Annotated in this window: 15 protein-coding genes and 2 pseudogenes; 6 read left to right on the top strand and 11 right to left on the bottom strand. The window is 57.6% G+C overall.

From position 1 onward, the window contains the following. Nucleotide 1: 1 nt before the first annotated feature. On the top strand, nucleotides 2–604 hold the full coding sequence (locus EV561_RS24465; RefSeq protein WP_132525366.1) for a hypothetical protein: 603 nt from the start codon (nucleotides 2–4) through the stop codon (nucleotides 602–604). A 689-nt stretch (nucleotides 605–1,293) separates the two neighbouring features. Here EV561_RS24465 and EV561_RS24460 read toward each other — a convergent pair. The 8 genes from EV561_RS24460 to EV561_RS24425 all read right to left on the bottom strand — a co-directional run bounded on the left by EV561_RS24460 (nucleotide 1,294) and on the right by EV561_RS24425 (nucleotide 9,813). Next, a complete protein-coding gene (locus tag EV561_RS24460) occupies nucleotides 1,294–1,977 on the bottom strand; it encodes an FCD domain-containing protein (RefSeq protein WP_132525364.1) in 684 nt (227 codons plus the stop codon). An 87-nt stretch (nucleotides 1,978–2,064) separates the two neighbouring features. Next, nucleotides 2,065–3,009 carry an ABC transporter permease gene (locus tag EV561_RS24455; protein ID WP_132525362.1) on the bottom strand — a complete coding sequence of 315 codons (945 nt, stop codon included), beginning with the start codon at nucleotides 3,007–3,009 and terminating at the stop codon, nucleotides 2,065–2,067. A gap of 2 nt (nucleotides 3,010–3,011) precedes the next feature. Further along, complete coding sequence (locus tag EV561_RS24450) at nucleotides 3,012–3,926, bottom strand: hypothetical protein (RefSeq protein ID WP_165927900.1); 915 nt, start codon at nucleotides 3,924–3,926, stop codon at nucleotides 3,012–3,014. A 53-nt stretch (nucleotides 3,927–3,979) separates the two neighbouring features. Then, entirely contained in the window at nucleotides 3,980–5,500 is a 1,521-nt protein-coding gene (locus EV561_RS24445; protein WP_132525358.1) for a sugar ABC transporter ATP-binding protein, read from the bottom strand. A gap of 35 nt (nucleotides 5,501–5,535) precedes the next feature. Next, a complete protein-coding gene (locus tag EV561_RS24440) occupies nucleotides 5,536–6,513 on the bottom strand; it encodes a sugar ABC transporter substrate-binding protein (protein WP_132525356.1) in 978 nt (325 codons plus the stop codon). 50 nt (nucleotides 6,514–6,563) lie between these two features. Next, nucleotides 6,564–7,268 (bottom strand): FCD domain-containing protein, encoded by a 705-nt coding sequence (locus EV561_RS24435; RefSeq protein WP_132525354.1) that lies wholly within the window; start codon nucleotides 7,266–7,268, stop codon nucleotides 6,564–6,566. A gap of 66 nt (nucleotides 7,269–7,334) precedes the next feature. Next, complete coding sequence (locus tag EV561_RS24430; RefSeq protein ID WP_165927899.1) at nucleotides 7,335–8,189, bottom strand: SMP-30/gluconolactonase/LRE family protein; 855 nt, start codon at nucleotides 8,187–8,189, stop codon at nucleotides 7,335–7,337. Next, the gene (locus EV561_RS24425) at nucleotides 8,179–9,813 is read right to left on the bottom strand and encodes a bifunctional 3-(3-hydroxy-phenyl)propionate/3-hydroxycinnamic acid hydroxylase (RefSeq protein WP_132525350.1); all 1,635 of its coding nucleotides are present in this window, start codon (nucleotides 9,811–9,813) and stop codon (nucleotides 8,179–8,181) included. Before EV561_RS24425 ends, EV561_RS24430 begins: the two co-directional genes overlap by 11 nt. Nucleotides 9,814–9,952: 139 nt before the next feature. Here EV561_RS24425 and EV561_RS24420 point away from each other — a divergent pair, with 139 nt between their 5' ends. Both EV561_RS24420 and EV561_RS24415 read left to right on the top strand, forming a co-directional pair. Further along, on the top strand, nucleotides 9,953–10,831 hold the full coding sequence (locus EV561_RS24420) for a fumarylacetoacetate hydrolase family protein (protein WP_132525348.1): 879 nt from the start codon (nucleotides 9,953–9,955) through the stop codon (nucleotides 10,829–10,831). A gap of 34 nt (nucleotides 10,832–10,865) precedes the next feature. Next, nucleotides 10,866–11,831: a VOC family protein gene (locus EV561_RS24415; RefSeq protein WP_132525346.1), complete on the top strand. Its 966-nt coding sequence runs from the start codon at nucleotides 10,866–10,868 to the stop codon at nucleotides 11,829–11,831. Between the two features lie 235 nt (nucleotides 11,832–12,066). On the opposite strand, the pseudogene EV561_RS37935 reads toward EV561_RS24415, so the two are convergent. Then, nucleotides 12,067–12,247, bottom strand: a pseudogene (locus tag EV561_RS37935) (hypothetical protein); the annotation flags it as partial. A 128-nt stretch (nucleotides 12,248–12,375) separates the two neighbouring features. After that, nucleotides 12,376–13,323, bottom strand: a complete 948-nt coding sequence (locus EV561_RS24410) for an AraC family transcriptional regulator (RefSeq protein ID WP_207910584.1) — start codon at nucleotides 13,321–13,323, stop codon at nucleotides 12,376–12,378. A 225-nt stretch (nucleotides 13,324–13,548) separates the two neighbouring features. Between EV561_RS24410 and EV561_RS24405 the strand changes: the two genes are divergently transcribed. After that, entirely contained in the window at nucleotides 13,549–14,490 is a 942-nt protein-coding gene (locus EV561_RS24405; RefSeq protein ID WP_245512886.1) for an aldo/keto reductase, read from the top strand. Between the two features lie 313 nt (nucleotides 14,491–14,803). Here the strand turns inward: EV561_RS24405 and EV561_RS24400 are convergent, their stop codons facing one another. Next, complete coding sequence (locus EV561_RS24400; protein ID WP_165927898.1) at nucleotides 14,804–15,667, bottom strand: GntR family transcriptional regulator; 864 nt, start codon at nucleotides 15,665–15,667, stop codon at nucleotides 14,804–14,806. A 37-nt stretch (nucleotides 15,668–15,704) separates the two neighbouring features. Here EV561_RS24400 and EV561_RS24395 point away from each other — a divergent pair, with 37 nt between their 5' ends. Both EV561_RS24395 and EV561_RS24390 read left to right on the top strand, forming a co-directional pair. After that, the gene (locus EV561_RS24395; protein ID WP_207910583.1) at nucleotides 15,705–16,718 is read left to right on the top strand and encodes a BMP family ABC transporter substrate-binding protein; all 1,014 of its coding nucleotides are present in this window, start codon (nucleotides 15,705–15,707) and stop codon (nucleotides 16,716–16,718) included. Nucleotides 16,719–16,882: 164 nt separating this feature from the next. Beyond that, nucleotides 16,883–17,022 (top strand): annotated as a pseudogene (locus EV561_RS24390) (xylose isomerase); the annotation flags it as partial.

Raw genomic sequence — 17,022 nt, 5'->3', positions numbered from 1 at the left:
AATGATGACGCATCACCATTCAGCGCAATTGATTATCGAAATGCGATCGCTGGCCAAGGAGCTTTTCAAAGAGGCCTTCAAAGCATTGCCGCCCACGGGATCGAACAGCGTGCTTCTTCACCCTCGAATAGTACAGCTGATTTGCTTAAACGCAGTCCGGGACGCAGCATATCGAAACTGCCAGACTGTATTGGCGCCTGACCTGCCTGCTATGGGTGATGCATCGATCGCAGCGACCGAGTTGCTGGAGCTCGCCGAAAACGCCTCACCTATTAAGGGGTCCATCGCAATCGTACGCGGCCGCACGAAAAGAGGTCCGTGCAACAAACAGCTGGCATTGGGATTTGCTCTAGCAGCTGATCGATCGCCGCTAGATCGCCCTTGGATCTTTTTGAGTGGCACGACTGGGCATAGGGAATGCCCCTATCAATCCGCAGGGGCAATTGTCGATGCAGGGACATATTCTTGGATCGGGCCTTTCAGAGAGCATGCGCAGGGAGTGCTGACCGATCCCACATCTCTTTTTGCGGCATCCGGTGATCTTTTGCTGTGCGGCCCCCCAGCATCGTATGCGATCAGCATTGATCTAGTAATTCTTGCTTGACGGAGATGGAAGCTGGCGGCGAGTACCGCTGTTCCTCGCGCCGCGCATCTCTCTGAATGTGCGGCGTCTTCTTTTCTCGCTACCTTAGATAGTTCGCAATCGTAACAGACGGCACTCATCCCCGCCTGCAATCACACTAAATCGAAGGCCGTGAGTTCAAATATCTGCCTGTACGAGCATCATTTTACGTGAGACAGACATAAACGGGGGTGAAATGCGTGCCTGATCACGCTCGAGCGTCATAAGGAAGAGCGGATGCTCTCGAACGAGAGCGTTAATTCGGTTGTGTCCGTGTCTCCATAAGCTACTGTCGAAAACTCCATCGCGCCGAGACTTTTTCGCCAGATGGACTGTTCAGGATGGTCGAAACTAACCACTCGCACATCGAGAAGCGCTCCGCGGTAACGATCCTTAGTGCGTGCGCCGCCTATACACATCCGCACTTTTCCCGCGCTGAGACCTGCCTCGGAATGTAAATTTTCTACCCAAAGGGATGTGGTCGGCCTCATAGAGGGCAACCCACACCCACCCAGCATCGCCGAGAAAACGGTCAACCGGCGTGCTGGTCGCAATAGCGCCCCGAAACGAGTTCCATAAAGCCGGGACATGGCAATATCGAAGTTGAAATAATCGGTGCCCAAAACTTCATTGATCAGCTGTTCAGCGAAGACCAACCACTGTTTTTTTGGCTAGATGGCCGCGACACCGGTCAGAGATTGTATGAGAATATCCGTTGTTAATTGCAAATGGCTTTCCATCAGTGCAACAGCGCGATTTGCATCGCGAGCAATGACGGCGTCGAAGATCGCTTTGTGTTCTCCCGCAACGTCGCGATCGATCGTTCGCATCGGCACTGAGAGCCTTCGATAGCGCTCCGTCTGAGCATAGAGCACGGCTCGGATTTTCATCAACGACGGGCTCTTGCAGGCTGCGACGATCGCTTGATGAAACTGTTGATGTGCTGCCGCCCAGCGTTCACTGAGGATGAGTTTGTCGCCATCGGTCTCAGTCTCGGGAAGGCGCTGTATCCGGTGGAAAGCTGCTACTAGAGCCGTCTCCCACTCGATATCGCCGGTTTTTATCGCCGCCCGGATACACAGGTCTTCGATCTTGATCCGCGTTTCGGTCAGGTCCACGAGGTCGGCAATTGAGACATCTGGTACACTGAAGCCCTTCTGCGCGGTCGCCACCGCCATGTCCTCGGCAGCAAGCCGCGAGAGCGCTTCGCGCACCGCGCCCATGCTGACTTCAAAGTCGCGGGCGACCTCATTGATGCGTATCTTCGCACCGGGCCGCAAACGGCAACTCAATATGTCGGCCTTGAGTCGCTCATAAACATTGTCGGCCTGTGTAAGTGCCGGCTGCGTTGCCATGATCTTCTCGCATTTGATCCCAGAATCTATTTCAAATGCAGATATAGGTTTCTGACCTGGATTACCACCTTAGCGACGAAACGCATCTTATCGATCGAGAAGCTGATAGAACCGGGGTGCAGACGAAATCGCCACTGCAAAAAGCACTGCCGACAGAATGACCTGCTGGGCGGTAGGCGACACACCAAGTGCATTCAGGCCAGCGTTGAGCAGGCATAGAACGAGCGCGCCGAAAGCTATTCCGACTGGGCTCCCGCGACCACCTGCCAACGAAACTCCGCCGATGATGGCAGCCGAAATCGCGGGCACCAAGACATCGGTGAGACCCGAGGGCGATGCGACCGATAGCCCGTAGCTGAGCAGTACGCCACTTGCTGCGGCAAGCCCGCTGGAGACGGTGAATACTGCTGCGACCATCGGCCCTGTTTTCACGCCAGCCGTTCTGGCCGCGACTCGTTCCGAGCCGGTTGCCACGAGATCCACGCCGATGCGGGTCCAGCGGAAGACCAAGCCAGCGATGACAATGCAACCGACGGCAAACAAACTGCGCCAGGAAAAGATGACGAGGATCGGTTCATTGATCGCGGCAGACAGATCCGGCCGTCCGAGCGATACGGTCAGGTTGCCGGTCACGATATAGGCAAGCCCTGCCGTCGTCATCAGCGTTCCTAATGACACGGAGATGGAACTGAGGCCAAGCCCGGTGATGGTAAGGCCCTGCAGCAGTCCGATCGCAAGGCCCGCGACGATGCCGGCAGCCGCCCCTGCTATCGGATCACCCGCTCCGATCGTGACTGCGATACAGCCCGAAAGGCTCATGACGCCGCCGACCGACAGGTCGAATTCGCGGGCGACCATCGTCAGCCCGAGCCCGAGCGCCACCGGCGCTATGGTCGCGAAATACTGCAAGATGCTGAACAGCACGAGTTGGGTTGACGCGGTGCCCTGTACGGCGAGCGCCGCAGCAAGCGCGCAAGCCACGAGGACGAAAATCGCGCCTGCGCCCCTTTCTTCGCTAAACCAATTTCGCATCGTTAGTTCCTCCGTCCAACGCCTTGGAGAATGACGACGGCCAGCACCGCAAGACCGATCGTCAGCCGCTGAAATTCCATGCTGAATCCCTGAAGCAAGGCCAGCGCGTTGATGACTGCGATCGCTGCCATGCCGAGAAAAGTCTGGAGCATGGACCCACGGCCGCCGCCGATCGCCGTCCCGCCGATCAAGACGGCGGCGATGGCTGTGTATTCAAAGCCGCGCGCCGTCTGCATGTCCGCGGTACCGAAACGGGAAGCGATCAGAATACCGCCAATGGCAGCCAGCGCGCCTGCCAGGGCATAGGCAATGATTGTCACGCGCGTGACGTGGATCCCCGCCGCCTCAGCCGCACGTGCATTGCTTCCCACGAGCATGAGTTCATGGCCGAAACGCGTGAACGTCATGATCACCTGAGCCAGTATCGCCAATGCCGCTAAAACGAGAAAGGAGATGGGGATGTCGGCAAGACGTCCCTTCAGAAACTGATAATCGAGGTTCGGCGCGTCCATTTTCGGACCGACAATGATCTGTGTCAGGCCGATCAGCAGTGCATAAGCCGCCAATGAGACGATGATGGGATTTGCACGCAGGGCGCCTATGATCCCGCCCTGAAGCGCTGTGATGACAATACCCAAAAGAACTGCGGTGAAGGCGGCAAGGACGAAGCCGTGGCCGAGCACGGCCATGAACACGATGCCGGTGACCGACGCCGTCGCCCCGAGGCTGAAGGACATGATATAGCCGCCGAGTGTCACGAACGTCATAGCAAGGGCAACACAGCCAACAAGCGACATGGCGTTGGCAAGCGCGATAAGGCTGGGGCGGGTGAAGAACCCGGGCGTGGACAATGCCAGACCGACCAGAAGTCCAATTGCAAGCAGCTTTGCAAGGTTTGCCAGAGACGGGGTCATCATGCGCCTGCTTCTGGTCCGCTTCGCCGGTGATGGTGAGATTTCGCTAACTACGCTCATGCCGCCTCCTGCGCGTTGGTGATTTCAGATAGAATGGCCGTTTCTGTGAATTCGCCACGTTCATGTACACCGACGATCCGGCCTCGGAACATCGTGACGACCCGGTCGACGAGGCCGACAACCTCTTCGAGGTCGGTTGAAGCAAGAAGAACGGCGTTGCCATCATCACATAGCCGCCTGAGCGTCTGATAGATTTCGGCGCGCGCGCCCATATCGACCCCGCGCGTGGGTTCATTCATCAGAATCACGCCGGGTATCTGACGATCGGAGCATCGCCCAATGGCAAGCTTTTGCTGATTGCCGCCGCTGAGCCGACCGGCCGCCAAATGCAGGCGCGAAGGATCGAAACCGACCTGCTGTGCAAGCAAGCTGGCGATGCGGCCGAGGCGGCCCGCTGGCAGCAGCCCCTTGCTTGACACCTCGTCAAGACGTGCTGCCACGAGGTTCGTGCGTGCCGACATGTCGAGGAACACGCCTTCGCTCGCGCGATCTTCGGATACGAAACGCACGCCCGATTTCAGCACGGCCGCCGGCATGCCAAGGCGCAGTTTTCGCCCGCCCACTGTCACGTCGCCGCGGGCATTGTGAACGAGGCCGGCGAGAGCGCGGATGCTTTCTGTTGCGCCCGAGCCGATCTGCCCGACGACGCCGACAATCTCGCCAGCGCGCAGTTGGATATCGAAGCCCTCGATCGTTTTCGGCACGTGCAGATCCGAGACATCCAGCATCACCTCGCCGGGCTGGCGGGTGGCCGGCGGATAGACATCCGTCAGCTCCCTGCCGATCATCAGTTCCAGGAGACGATCCCGCGGCATTTCCGCGACTGGCTGTGTCGCAACGACGCGTCCATTGCGCATCACCGTCACGGAATCACAGAGATCGTAGACTTCGCCCATGCGATGGGTGATGTAGATGACGGAGCACTTCCGTGCCTTCAGTTGGCGGACCGCATCGAAGACCTTGTCGATTTCCCGCTCGGATAGGGTCGCGGTCGGCTCGTCGAGGATCAGAACGGACGCGTTGCGCACCAGTCCGCGCGCGATCTCCAGCAATTGTCGCTCTGCTAGGGCGAGGTCGCGTGCCTTGACATCGAGACCGGTCGATTCCAGCCCGACGGCATCGAGTGCTTCCCTTGCCATGACGGCACTTTTAGCGGTGCGCCGCACGAACGGCGCACTGGCGTGGCCGAGCCAAAGGTTGTCGTGCACGGAGAGGTCTGGCGCAAGGCTCAGTTCCTGTGCGACGAGCGTCAGGCCGGCGCGTTGGGCATCGATAGGATTGCGGAAGTTGCATCGCCGGCCGTCGACATCAAGTGTGCCTTCGCTCGGAGCCAGCACACCCGTCAATATCTTGACGAGTGTGCTCTTTCCTGCACCGTTTCCACCGCACAATGCACGAACTTCACCTTGATGCAGATCGAGTGACACATCCTCGATCGCCGCGATACTGCCGAAACGCTTCGCTAGGCCCCGTACCGATAGGCGTACGGATTCGGCCGAACCGTGCTCGTTCGTCATTGTGTCCTCCTGTCGACGGTATGAGGTTACATTGGTCAGAAGCTGCAGGACTTCGCGTAGCTGTCCAGATTGCCGCGGGAAACGACTTCCAGCGGCGTGGTGACGCTGAGTTTCGGGATGTCCTTGCCGGAGAAATAGTCGGCGATCAGCTCGGCCGCCTTCGGGCCGTCATAGGACGGAAGAGGGCCGCTTAGCGTTGCATATTGCTTGCCCGCCTGCATGTTACGGATTCCCGACTCCTGGCAGCCCCCACCGATGACAAGCAACTGACCGGGAGCTGTTCCCAAGTCGATGCCGGCACTGTCCGCAGCTTGGATAATGGCATTCGCCATCGCGTCATTCATGCCGTAAATGGCATCCAGGCCGCCATCGGCTGCATATTTGGTGAACATCTGACCGGCAATCTGCTCGGTCACCGGCGGGATCCATTGCGCATCTTCGACCTGAGCAAGCGTGATCCACGGCTCTTTGGCGAGACGTGCCTTGAAGCCCTCGAGACGCCTCGGGGCAATACCCTCAGCGAGCGATCCGGTGATTGCGGCCACCTTGGCGGTTTGGCGGCCACCGGCCTTCAACCCGGCAATCATGGCCTCCGCGGCCAGCTCGCCCGATTTAAAATCATCGAGCGCCATCGTGCCGACGGACAATCCATCGCCCTTATCGACCTGAGAAATGACGAGAAAGACCGGAATTCCCGCGGCCTTGGCCCGCTGCAAGCCCGGCGTAACGGCACCGGAGCTTAGCGGCTGCAGGACGATCATGTCGGGCTTCTGGCCGATGGCGTCGTCAAGCTGCTGGGCTTGTAGGGCCGGGTCGAACGGGCTGGTCAACTGGGTGACCGTCATTCCCGCCGCTTTCGCCTTATTATCGAACTCATGCGAAAAGGCGCTGATCAGGCGATCCTCGGTCGGACCGGTCAACAAGGTGAGTTTCTTGCCCGCTGCCTCAGCATGGGCAAGCGCTACGACGCTGGATGCAAGCATCGCAGTATAAATTATCGTTCTGACGATCATGGTTTTCTCCTCCACTTGATCCAATGGCCGGCTCCCTCCGGCAATTCCATTCAGTTGCCTGTTGCCTTCAACTGGTCCGTCGTCATCAGCAATGGCGATCGCAACAGGATTTCGCTTGTTCGCACTAGGTGCGAACGCATGAGCGCACAGGCACTTTCCGCATCGCGGGCAAGGGCCGCCTCGCAAAGCTGGCGATGCTCGCCCGCCACGTCGCGATCCCCTGTTCGCAGAGGCACCGAGAGACGCCGGTAGCGCTCCGCCTGCCGATAGAGCGAGCTGCGAAACTTGCTCATCCACACGCTCCGAGCCCCGGAAACCAGGGCCGTATGGAAGCTGTCGTGGGCACGCGACCAGGCCATGCTCAACTGCAGGCAGTCACCGTTCTCGAATTCCGGTAGCCGCAGCAGACGATGCAGTGCGCCAGCCAATAAGGCTTCCCATTCCACGCCCCCCTCGGCGATCGAGGCGCGGAGGCAGATCTGCTCCAGAGCGATGCGCGTTTCGGTCAGGTCATTCAGTTCTTCCGCCGAGAGCGATGCGACCCGATAGCCGCGTTGCGCCGTTGCGATGACGATCTCCTCTGCCGCGAGTCGGGAGAGTGCCTCCCTCACAGCGCCCAGGCTGACCGACATATCCGAGGCAACAAAGTTCATTCGAATCCGCTCCCCGGGAGCGAGTGCTCCGCTCAATATGGCCGATCGCAATTCGCTATGAACCTGATCGGCCTGGGTCGTGGATTCGAAAGCTTCGCTCATTGATATTTTCTATAACATTAAAAACATTATGTCAAAGAAAATATATTTTATTGTTGAGAAGATATTTTACTGCGGCCTTCCGACTCCGTGCGAGACAGGCAGGGCGACATGAACTGCACCGCTCAGAACCGGCTTCTGCGGATTGCTGCGGTCTGCGTTGCAGACACAGAGAAACAACGTCTTGCGATCCTCACCGCTGCCAATGCAAGCAATGGCATTCATGCCAGGAAAACCAATTGCTTCGATTTCCTGTCCTTCTGGGGTGATACGCACGAACTCGCCCAGAAACAGGAGCGGCACCCAGAGGCAGCCTTCACCATCCAGGGAAAGTCCATCGGGTTCGCCGCGCAGTTCGGCGTGAATGCGCCTGTTGGTCAGGCCGCCATCAGCGCCTATGTCGAAGGCGGAAATCCGCTTGCCGAAGGTTTCGGCGACGTAAAGGGTCGCTCCATCAGGGCTGATGACGAGGCCGTTCGGAAAGAAGATGTCCGTGGCAACCTGCCTCAACCCCTTCTGCGGATGATAGGCCCAAAGGCAGCCACTTTCCTGCGGCTCGTCCACACCGAATCGAAATCCGGTATCTCCAAACCACGCCCATCCATTTGAATGCACGACGAGGTCATTCAGATAGGAATTGTCAGCTGGCGGAAGCGATGCCTTGAGTTGCATAGCTCCGGTTGCGGGATCGACGCTGAAAAGCTGGCGGCCGATTCCTGTTGCCAGCAACAGGCTGCCATCCGCGGTGAAGTCCATGCCGGCGGGACGTCCCTCCACGTTGCACAAGGTTTCCGCCTCGCCGTTGGCGGATACTTTGGCGATACGGAAATTGTGCACATCGGAGATATAGAGCACATCGTCACGCCAACGCGGCGATTCCGGCCACGCAAGGCCCTCGGCATGGAGTCGGGTTTCAGTGGGCATCGGCGCGATCCTGATGTGTTGTTTCCGTCCGCGGGGCGTCGACATTGGTACTAAGATGCAACTGGTTCAGCAGGTCGTCGACGAGCGCGCCAAGATTCGCGAGTTTCTCGCTGGCGCCAAAGACGTAGAAATCAGGGCGGTGGACGACGGCCTCGATATGGTTGTCGCGGAAATAGGCGGCGTAAGCACCGTCGATATCCTCTACGTCGGCATCTGGACCGGTGCCGACATGGACGAACCAGACCCCGATAGCCTCAAGCCTGTCGATCTGGCTCTGTGACAGGACGGAGGCCGGATTGGCAACGGAGCTGACGAGGACGAAACGTGTGCTGGGGAAAAACTCATCGAATAGCGTAACGCTGCCGTCCCTTTTCACCGCAGCCTGCAGACTGAGCGTACCATTGAGATAGGCTGGCGAGCCGATTTCCGGTGAAGCCAGAATACCGTCGACAAGCTTCGGGAAGTCCGGCATCGGCGGCATCCAGCCCTCGCGGAATTTCTCATCGCGAAGGCGCGCTTCTTCCGGATCGAGCGTGCAGGGCACCTTGCCGGCTTCGAGCGATATGATCGTCCAGTCGCGCGTATGGGGGGAGCGCTCCCGCTCATAGGTGTCGAGCAGAGAAGGTTCGGAAATGCCGCGGGCGATCAGATCCAGCTTCCAGGAAAGGTTCTTCGCGTCTCTCAGGCCGGAGCACATACCTTGTCCCATGAAGGGAGGTGTGGTGTGAGCTGCATCGCCGGCGAGGAAAATTCGTCCCTTGCTCCATTGCTGAGCATGGCGCGCCTCGAATGTGTAGACGAGCTGGCGAATGATTTCGACATCGTCCGGAAAGACATTCTGTTCGGCCAGCAGTCTCCACGCCGCCTCGGGTTTTTCGAGATCTGCGGCGGTTTCGCCGGGCATCATTGCCCATTCCCACCGGCGATGACGCTTGCCGAGCGGCAGCACGGTGACCGGACGCCTCGGATCGCAGATCTGGCCGCAATCGAAATCCAGCGAGAAGTCGCGCTTCTTGCGAGCGTCTACGACGAGCCATTTCTCGTTGAAGCCGAAATCGTCGCGTTCGATCTTCAGCATGCGTCGGACACTGCTGTTGGCGCCATCGGCAGCAACGACGTAGCGGGCGCGGATCGTCTGCATTTCGTCCGTTGCGACGGGGCGTATCTGGCCCGGCACCATTTTCGTACGCGCGAGCTGCAACTCCACGCCGTCTGCATCCTCGGTCATGGACCGCGCTTCCCAGCTGAGCAGCTGATCCACTGTTTCGGCGGAAGAAAGCTTGTCGCTGAGAGCAGCCTCGAAAACCGGCTGGAACTGCATGTAGTCGGAATTGTAGCCGGAGATACCCTTGGCACCCCAGTCGAATTCAAGCAATAGTTCACGCTGCGCGTTGACCCAGACATATTCGGTCGTGGGATAGCTGTCGGCCAGCATGGCATCTGCGACGCCGAGAGACTGGAAGAGCCGAACGATCTCGTGATCGACATGCCCGGCGCGCGGCAAGGCATAGAGGTCCCTGTGTTTTTCTATGACGACCGCCTTCAGCTTCAGCTGCGCTGCAAGCGCAGCCAGGGCAAGACCGACTGGTCCGCGCCCGATAATGGCAAGATCATAGTTTTTCATGATTGCTCCTCCTTGGCCGCACCCCCGGCGGTCGACATGTCACGATCGATAACATACGTCCTTCGAAAAGAAAATATATTTTTATTTGACAAATATTTTATTGTAACAGATATCTATCACATCAGATGGAGGACACATCATGAGATTTGTAAGATTTGGACTGGGTGGCGATGAAGGATTGGCCATTGAAGAGAATGGCACGCTGCGCGGGCTTTTCGTAACCGATCCGGAATTTCCGGGGACGCTGGATGCGTTGGTAGCAGCCGGCGGGCAGGGTCTGACTGCTGCTGGCGAAGCCCTGCGGAACGGAAAGACGATAGCGCGAGAAGAGATCCGCTACATGCCGCTTCTGTCACGTTCGCCGAAGATCCTCTGCGTTGGCTTGAACTATCGGGATCACTCGGCAGAGTCTGGTTATGCACAGCCGAAATATCCGACCGTCTTTGCGCGTTTCGGCTCCAGCCTGATCGGGCACCGAGACGAGATCGTCCGGCCGAAAGTTTCCGATACACTCGATTTCGAGGGCGAACTCGTTGCCGTCATCGGGCAGGGCGGTTCCAAGATTTCCGAAGAGGATGCCCTTCGGCACGTCATCGGCTATTCCATTTTCAATGACGGCTCGATCCGCGAATATCAGCACGCAACACCGCAATGGACTATCGGCAAGAACTTCGATTCGACCGGCGCTTTCGGCCCCGTCTTCGTGACGGCCGACGAACTTCCGCCGGGCTGTGCGGGGCTCGTCCTCGAAACCCGCCTGAATGGTCAGTCAGTACAGCGCGCCAATATCGACGATATGGTTTTCAGTGTTGCCTCCCTCGTATCGATCCTCAGCCAGACGATGACGCTTGAGCCCGGTGACGTGATCGTCACTGGTACACCCGCTGGCGTGGGTGCCGGCCGCAAGCCGCCGCTCTACATGAAGGAAGGCGACTTATGCGAAGTGGAGATTGAACGGATCGGCCTTCTCGTCAATTCTATCCGCGATGAAGTTACCCTCGGCAGGGAGGCAGCCTGAACGCCAGGCAAAGCAGGGAAGAGGAGGAGCTTCAATGACGGCGATCAAACGCTTCGTTAATGCGAGCCGCAGGCCGGGCGTGCTCGGTATCCATTCGATGGACAGTTTCAACATCCAGGTTCCCGACCTTCGGATTGCGAACGATTTTTATTCCGCTTTCGGTCTGGACGTGCGCGAAGAGGGCAATTCGCTTGGTCTCTACACCCATGGCCACGCGCACCGCTGGGGAAGCCTGTCGGAAGGGCCGCACAAGCGGCTCAGCTTCCTATCCTTCGGCGTATTCGAAGACGATTTCGATATGTTCCGCAAGCATGTTGAATTGAGCGGCGTGGCTTTGATCGATCCGCCCGCAGGGTTTCAATCCAACGGAATCTGGTTCCGCGACCATGACGGCAATATCGTCGAAATCCAGGTGGCGGGGAAAAGCTCGCCGAGCGAGAAATCCGACTTCCGAAATGTTTCGGTGCCGGCCAATCAAGCGGCCGCTCCCTTGCGTTCGCGTGCGCCTGCTGTTCAGCCGCGCAGGCTTGCTCATGTCCTGATCTTCACGCGAGACGTCGACAAGGCGGTAACATTCTACTGCAGGGTTCTAGGCCTTCGGCTCTCAGACAGGTCGGCGGACGGGATCGCTTTTCTTCATGGTGTACACGGCAGCGATCATCATCTCGTCGCCTTTGCCAAATCCGACGCACCGGGCCTGCACCATCTCAGCTGGGATGTCGGATCGATCAACGATATCGGCCTCGGCGCCATGCAGATGGCCGACAAAGGGTTTGCCAGAGGCTGGGGCCTTGGTCGCCACGTGCTGGGATCCAACTACTTTCACTATGTCCGCGATCCATGGGGCAGTTACGCGGAATATTCCGCAGACATCGATTTCGTCTCGGCCGACTACGATTGGCCTGCGGCGGATCACGCCCCGGAGGATGCGTTCTATATTTGGGGACCGACTCCGCCGGCTGACTTTACCGTCAATTACGAGAGTGACCGGCTGCGTTAGCGACAGGCCCGGTCTTCGAAACAGTGATCTTTCAGGTGGCTATGATATCCAATGCCGAAGCGTCGGTGCCTCTAGTGCTCCGCACAGGGCCATTGCGTCCGTGCGCATGCTAGTCGAAGATGTGCCGCGTTTGTCGAAGGGCTCCGAGGACGTGGATTGCAGCTAAACGTTCCGCGGTGAAGAACCGAACGGCAGGAGCGTTGGATAAAGTGTGATCGAGTATCTCAGATCGAGGTTAGTGGGCCGAGCTCTGCGCCTTTTCCACGCTAAGCAGTAGCCCCATATGGCGGTTCATGTTCTTATGGAGGAGATATTGGTAATGCCCTGGGAGGCCCTCATCGTAAGCAAAAAGCTCGAAGCGAAATGAAGTCGCCGGCTTCAACGTCCGTCCTGTCCTGCTTCAGTCGATAGAATGCATTGCATTCGCATGGAGTGCGGCGTTGTTCTATGGCTCTATTTGATGAATAGACAATCATGTTGACGACATCCGCAAATCGGGCGTCGAACCTTTCATAGAAGTCCCTCCTAAGGTCAGCAATACAACTCAAGCTTTTGATGGAAGCTCCTTGAGACGCGTCGCGTCTCGGCCCGGCGGGAACCCAAAGAGACGAGTATATTCTCTACTAAAGTGCGAAGGACTATCGTATCCGACGGCGAACCCGACCGACGCGACATCGCCAGCCCCCGCCAGAAGGCGCATGCGAGCTTCTTGCAGGCGGACTTGCTTTTGATACTGAATCGGCGTCATCGCGGTAATGGCTCGAAAATGGCGGTGAAACGTCGACACGCTCATCCCAGCTTGTTCGGCCATATCCTCGATACGGATGATGTCAGCATAACGGCTTCGTAGCCAGCGGAGGGCATGGCCGATCTGTGCCAATCGGCCGCCGACCGATCCGATCTGACGAACGAGACCGCCATGTTCAGCGCTGAGTAAGCGCCAAAGAATTTCTCGTTCCAACCCAGGCATCAAAATTGGAATATCCGTTGGCGAATCGAGCAAACGAATCATTCGCAGCATGGCATCGACAAGCTCAGGCGATGCAGTGCCGACCCCCAGGCCCGAAAACTCGGCGGGGTTGCGTTGCGGTATAGCCGCATCGAGGAGAAGTGACACAATTGATGTCGATCGCAATGTCAAAGCAATAGCCAGGAACGGCTCGTCCGCTTTCGCCGACGCGATACGACTGATAATGGGCAGCTCGATTGGGACGACAAGGTATTGACCGACCCCATAGTCGAAGATGCGCTCGCCAAGCACCGTCCGCTTTCGCCCTTGGACGACCAATACTACCACCGGCTCATATATGTGGCCGATTGGTTCGGTCGTGATGCTGCAGATAGAGAGTTTGACGCCGGTGATAGCAGTCTGGATGGTTGCCAGATCTGTTGAGCCGGAATGGTGCATGATGCGTTTTCGAAGTTCGATGAGAGGATCCATGGTCAGCATTCGAGCAGCAATCAAACGGCTGGGCAAGGCAAATGCGCCCATGCAGTATCAATGACAGGATCGTGCAAGACTTTGCAAGTATCGGTCTACCGCGTCACCTTCGCGGGCTGGCTTTATGGCGCACCACAGCCCGCGTAACGGCGCTTCACGTCGCATCCGCCCGAATGGCCCAATCGATGCCAATCCAATTCAAGGGAGAAGAATTTCATGAGACAAATTCCACTCGGGAGTCAGGGACTAGTTGTCAGTGCCCAGGGGTTGGGTTGCATGGGAATGAGCGCCGCTTATGGGGCGGGCGATGAACACGAAAGCTTGAGGACGCTGGCGCAAGCGCTTGATCATGGCGTAACGCTATTCGACACCGCCGAGGTCTATGGCCCTTTTACCAATGAAGAGTTGCTGGCAACCGCGTTCACGGGGAAGAGAGATGCCGTTGTCCTAGCAACTAAAGTTGGTTTTCAATTCACCGCCAACGGTGATCTCGCTATGATGAATGGCAAACCGATTGTCACCGGCAAACCGTCCGATATTCGCAATGCCGTTGAAGGGTCGCTTCGCCGGCTCAGAACGGATTTCGTCGATCTAGTCTATCTACACCGCATCGATCCGCAAACGCCTATCGAGGAGACGATAGGTGCGCTGGCGATCCTTGTCGGAGAGGGCAAGGTGCGCACGATTGGCGTCTCAGAAGCATCCGCCATAACCGTCCGAAAGGCGCATAGCATCCATCCGCTCACCGCCGTCCAAACCGAATACTCGCTGTTCGAGCGCGGCGTTGAACGCGATCAAGTCCTGAATACAATCCGCGAATTGGGGATCGGCTTCGTCGCCTACTCGCCGCTCGGCCGCGGCTTCCTTTCCGGCGTCCTGACAGATCTTAACCAACTTGCGCCAGACGACTTCCGGCGATTTGATCCGCGTTTTCAAGGCGGCAACTTGCAGGCAAACCTCCGTTTGGTAGAAAAAATAAAGGAGATCGCCGTGGCAAGAAACGTGACACCGTCTCAGTTGGCCATCGCCTGGACGATGAACGTTGGGACGGTCCCAATCCCAGGAACAAAACGATCGAAATATCTGGAGGAAAATATTGCTGCCGCCGACCTGATCCTAAGACCGGACGAATTGGCGGCACTCGACGAGGCGGCCCCAATCGGTGCAGCGACCGGCGACCGATATTCTCCCGCCATGATGGAAACGCTTGGGCACTGATGGGAAAAACTGAGATCACAACGCGATCGTGACCGCAATCGGTCTACCATCGCATACGGCAGCATCGTTTTAGCGCGGGGCTAGATCAAATAGCCAGCAACGCAGGACGGTCGCGCTTTTTGCGAAGGTGTGGGAGGGTTCCTTGTAACTGGCTGTTCCGAGCCTCGGGGCAGCTGGTACCGCTGGTCTTCTCGGCGATGGTGGGCGTCCCGCGATCTTCGGGAGCTCGACTAGGATCAGACTGACATTTGCGTGCCACTCTGAGGGAGCTTGCAGAATCAATTCGACCCGCCCTTTCTATCTGGTGGTGGCATTAGCTGTCTGAGGCAGGTGCATCCTGGTGTGTGGGAGTCGTATCTCGAAGGATATCTCCGAGCGACCTTAAGCCGGAGTGCTCTCGCACTTCCTTCAAAGTATAGCCACGTAGAATCTCACCCTGATGCCGCTCGGCAAGGTTTTTTGCCTCATCGATCCTTCCGGCTTCAATGAGATCAAGAATTCGTGCATGGTCGTGCATCAACAGGCGCCCGGATTTTGCCTGGCCGTAGACCGCTGCAAGGAGCACCGCCTTCTTGTTGAGACGGTCGTAAAAGTCGCTGATGAACTGGTTTTGAACCATGGCCGCGAGCTTCAGGTGGAAATCTGCCGCGCTGACCGGATGATCGTGCTTGAGGCAGAGCTCGTTGTCGGCGTGCCTGCGAAGATCCGCCCACGCTTCGGTATGCACGTAGTCGGCAGCTTTCTCGATGATCGCGCGCTCTATCATGATGAGTGCATCGAACAGTGCGACCACTTCGCCGAGCTCGGGTAAAGCCACTGAGGCGCCTTTATTGGTCTGCCATTTGACCAATCCCTCTTCAGACAGCCGTATTAGGGATTGGCGCGCCACAACGCGGCTGACACCCAGGGACTCCACGATCTCGCGTTCAACCAGCTTGTCGCCTGGCAGCAGCCGATGGCTGGTAATGGCGTCGCGGATAATGCTGGCCACTTCGTCAGAGCGATAACCCATTAGAATTCCCTTGCGAATGTCAATTTCACGTTGTGGCACAGTAACGATGAAATGGAAATATCTCATTTTCGCTTGCCAAAATTCTTCTTTATGGCTATCAGTAGCGAAAAATTGACTAACAATCCAGTCAAGTAATAATAATCGCAATGGGAACGCGCTGAACATCCGGACATTCTGGAAGCGCATAACAAAAGAGGGAATGATGATGCTTTCTTCTAAAATGCTTTCGCTGGCGGCTGGGCTGTCCTCGATTGCGTTGGCCTCGGCGCACGCTGAAGCACCCGCAGTCGTTTACGTTTCGCCGAACCCGCTCGGCGTGAACGAGTACCTCAAGGGCGGCGCTACCGGCGCCATGGTAATTGCAAAGGAAATCGGCGGAACCGCGAAGGTCTTCGAAAGCGTCGATCCGATTACCCGCAAGCGCGATCTTGACGCTGCGGCAAGGGAAGGGGCGAAGTATGTTGTCTCCATCGGCTTCGAATTCTCGGACTTACTCGGACCGATCGCCAAGAGCAATCCAAAGACTACCTTCATCGCCATCGACTATTGCCCGAAGGATCGCGGCGACAACGTCTATTGCGTGACCTTCAGAGAGTATGAGGTAAGCTTTTTGGCCGGTGCAGAGGCGGGATGGATGAAGGCTGGAGGCGGCTTTGCGGCAATCGGCGGCGTGGATATTCCCCTGATACACCGGTACACTGACGCGTTCCTGGCGGGCGTCAAGCATGCTAGCCCAGATGCCGTGGTTCGCCCGGTTCAGTGGGTCGGCGGCTCCAATCCATTTTCTGACCCAGCCCGCGCGTCGCAGATCGCGCAGTCGCTTTATTTCGACGGCGTGGATACCATTATCGCTGCCGCCGGTGCCTCAGGTGAGGGCGTGGTCGATGCCGCCAAATCGATGCCTGGCAAAACGGTTGTCATGCCCGATATCAATCATTGCCCGTCCGCTCCCGCCGCAATTCTCGATAATGTCGAAAAGCGCGCTGACGTCGCAATTGAAATCAGCGTTCGCGCTGCTGAGAAGAGGGAGCTGAAACCTGACACGGTTCTGGGCTTGAAAGAGGGCGGTGTCGCGCTCACGACGACCTCCGAAGCAATCAAGCCGAGCCAGTGCTTGGCGGCGACCGATAAGGACGTCATGGCGAAGGTCGAGCAGCTTCGCAAGGATATCGTCGATGGTAAGGTTTCGGTGATCGATCCGGCAGCCGTCAAGTAACTGCTGCGACTTGAGAATTCCTAACGGCTGACCACCCTCCAAGCACGTCGTTCGCGCGGGGCAGGTATCTGCGTGCGAACGAAAACATTTCGCTGGACCGCAAGATCACATATCGTGAGGTACGTACCTCAATTTTGCGCCCAGACCGAAGGAAAAGGAATCACATGAGCACCGGATTTTTCGGCGACATCCAGAAGATCAAGTATGAGGGCCCTGACAGCACCAATCCGCTGGCCTTCCGTCACTACAACAAGGACGAAGTCGTCATGGGCAAGCGGATGGAAGACCATCTGCGCTTTGCCGT

Source organism: Rhizobium sp. BK376 (assembly GCF_004341625.1).
Taxonomy (GTDB): domain Bacteria; phylum Pseudomonadota; class Alphaproteobacteria; order Rhizobiales; family Rhizobiaceae; genus Rhizobium.
The sequence above is the reverse complement of the archived record's forward strand: the minus strand, read 5'-3'. Positions and strand labels throughout refer to the sequence as shown.

Bases quoted from the DNA above. Each gene is read 5' to 3' on its own strand.
- EV561_RS24450 (WP_165927900.1), bottom strand. From the start codon at position 3,926: ATGATGACCCCGTCTCTGGCAAACCTTGCAAAGCTGCTTGCAATTGGA.
- EV561_RS24405 (WP_245512886.1), top strand. From the start codon at position 13,549: ATGGGAATGAGCGCCGCTTATGGGGCGGGCGATGAACACGAAAGCTTG.
- EV561_RS24465 (WP_132525366.1), top strand. From the start codon at position 2: ATGATGACGCATCACCATTCAGCGCAATTGATTATCGAAATGCGATCG.
- EV561_RS24440 (WP_132525356.1), bottom strand. From the start codon at position 6,513: ATGATCGTCAGAACGATAATTTATACTGCGATGCTTGCATCCAGCGTC.
- EV561_RS24435 (WP_132525354.1), bottom strand. From the start codon at position 7,268: ATGAGCGAAGCTTTCGAATCCACGACCCAGGCCGATCAGGTTCATAGC.
- EV561_RS24400 (WP_165927898.1), bottom strand. From the start codon at position 15,667: ATGTTCAGCGCGTTCCCATTGCGATTATTATTACTTGACTGGATTGTT.
- EV561_RS24420 (WP_132525348.1), top strand. From the start codon at position 9,953: ATGAGATTTGTAAGATTTGGACTGGGTGGCGATGAAGGATTGGCCATT.
- EV561_RS24415 (WP_132525346.1), top strand. From the start codon at position 10,866: ATGACGGCGATCAAACGCTTCGTTAATGCGAGCCGCAGGCCGGGCGTG.
- EV561_RS24430 (WP_165927899.1), bottom strand. From the start codon at position 8,189: ATGCCCACTGAAACCCGACTCCATGCCGAGGGCCTTGCGTGGCCGGAA.
- EV561_RS24410 (WP_207910584.1), bottom strand. From the start codon at position 13,323: ATGGGCGCATTTGCCTTGCCCAGCCGTTTGATTGCTGCTCGAATGCTG.
- EV561_RS24395 (WP_207910583.1), top strand. From the start codon at position 15,705: ATGATGCTTTCTTCTAAAATGCTTTCGCTGGCGGCTGGGCTGTCCTCG.
- EV561_RS24460 (WP_132525364.1), bottom strand. From the start codon at position 1,977: ATGGCAACGCAGCCGGCACTTACACAGGCCGACAATGTTTATGAGCGA.
- EV561_RS24425 (WP_132525350.1), bottom strand. From the start codon at position 9,813: ATGAAAAACTATGATCTTGCCATTATCGGGCGCGGACCAGTCGGTCTT.
- EV561_RS24445 (WP_132525358.1), bottom strand. From the start codon at position 5,500: ATGACGAACGAGCACGGTTCGGCCGAATCCGTACGCCTATCGGTACGG.
- EV561_RS24455 (WP_132525362.1), bottom strand. From the start codon at position 3,009: ATGCGAAATTGGTTTAGCGAAGAAAGGGGCGCAGGCGCGATTTTCGTC.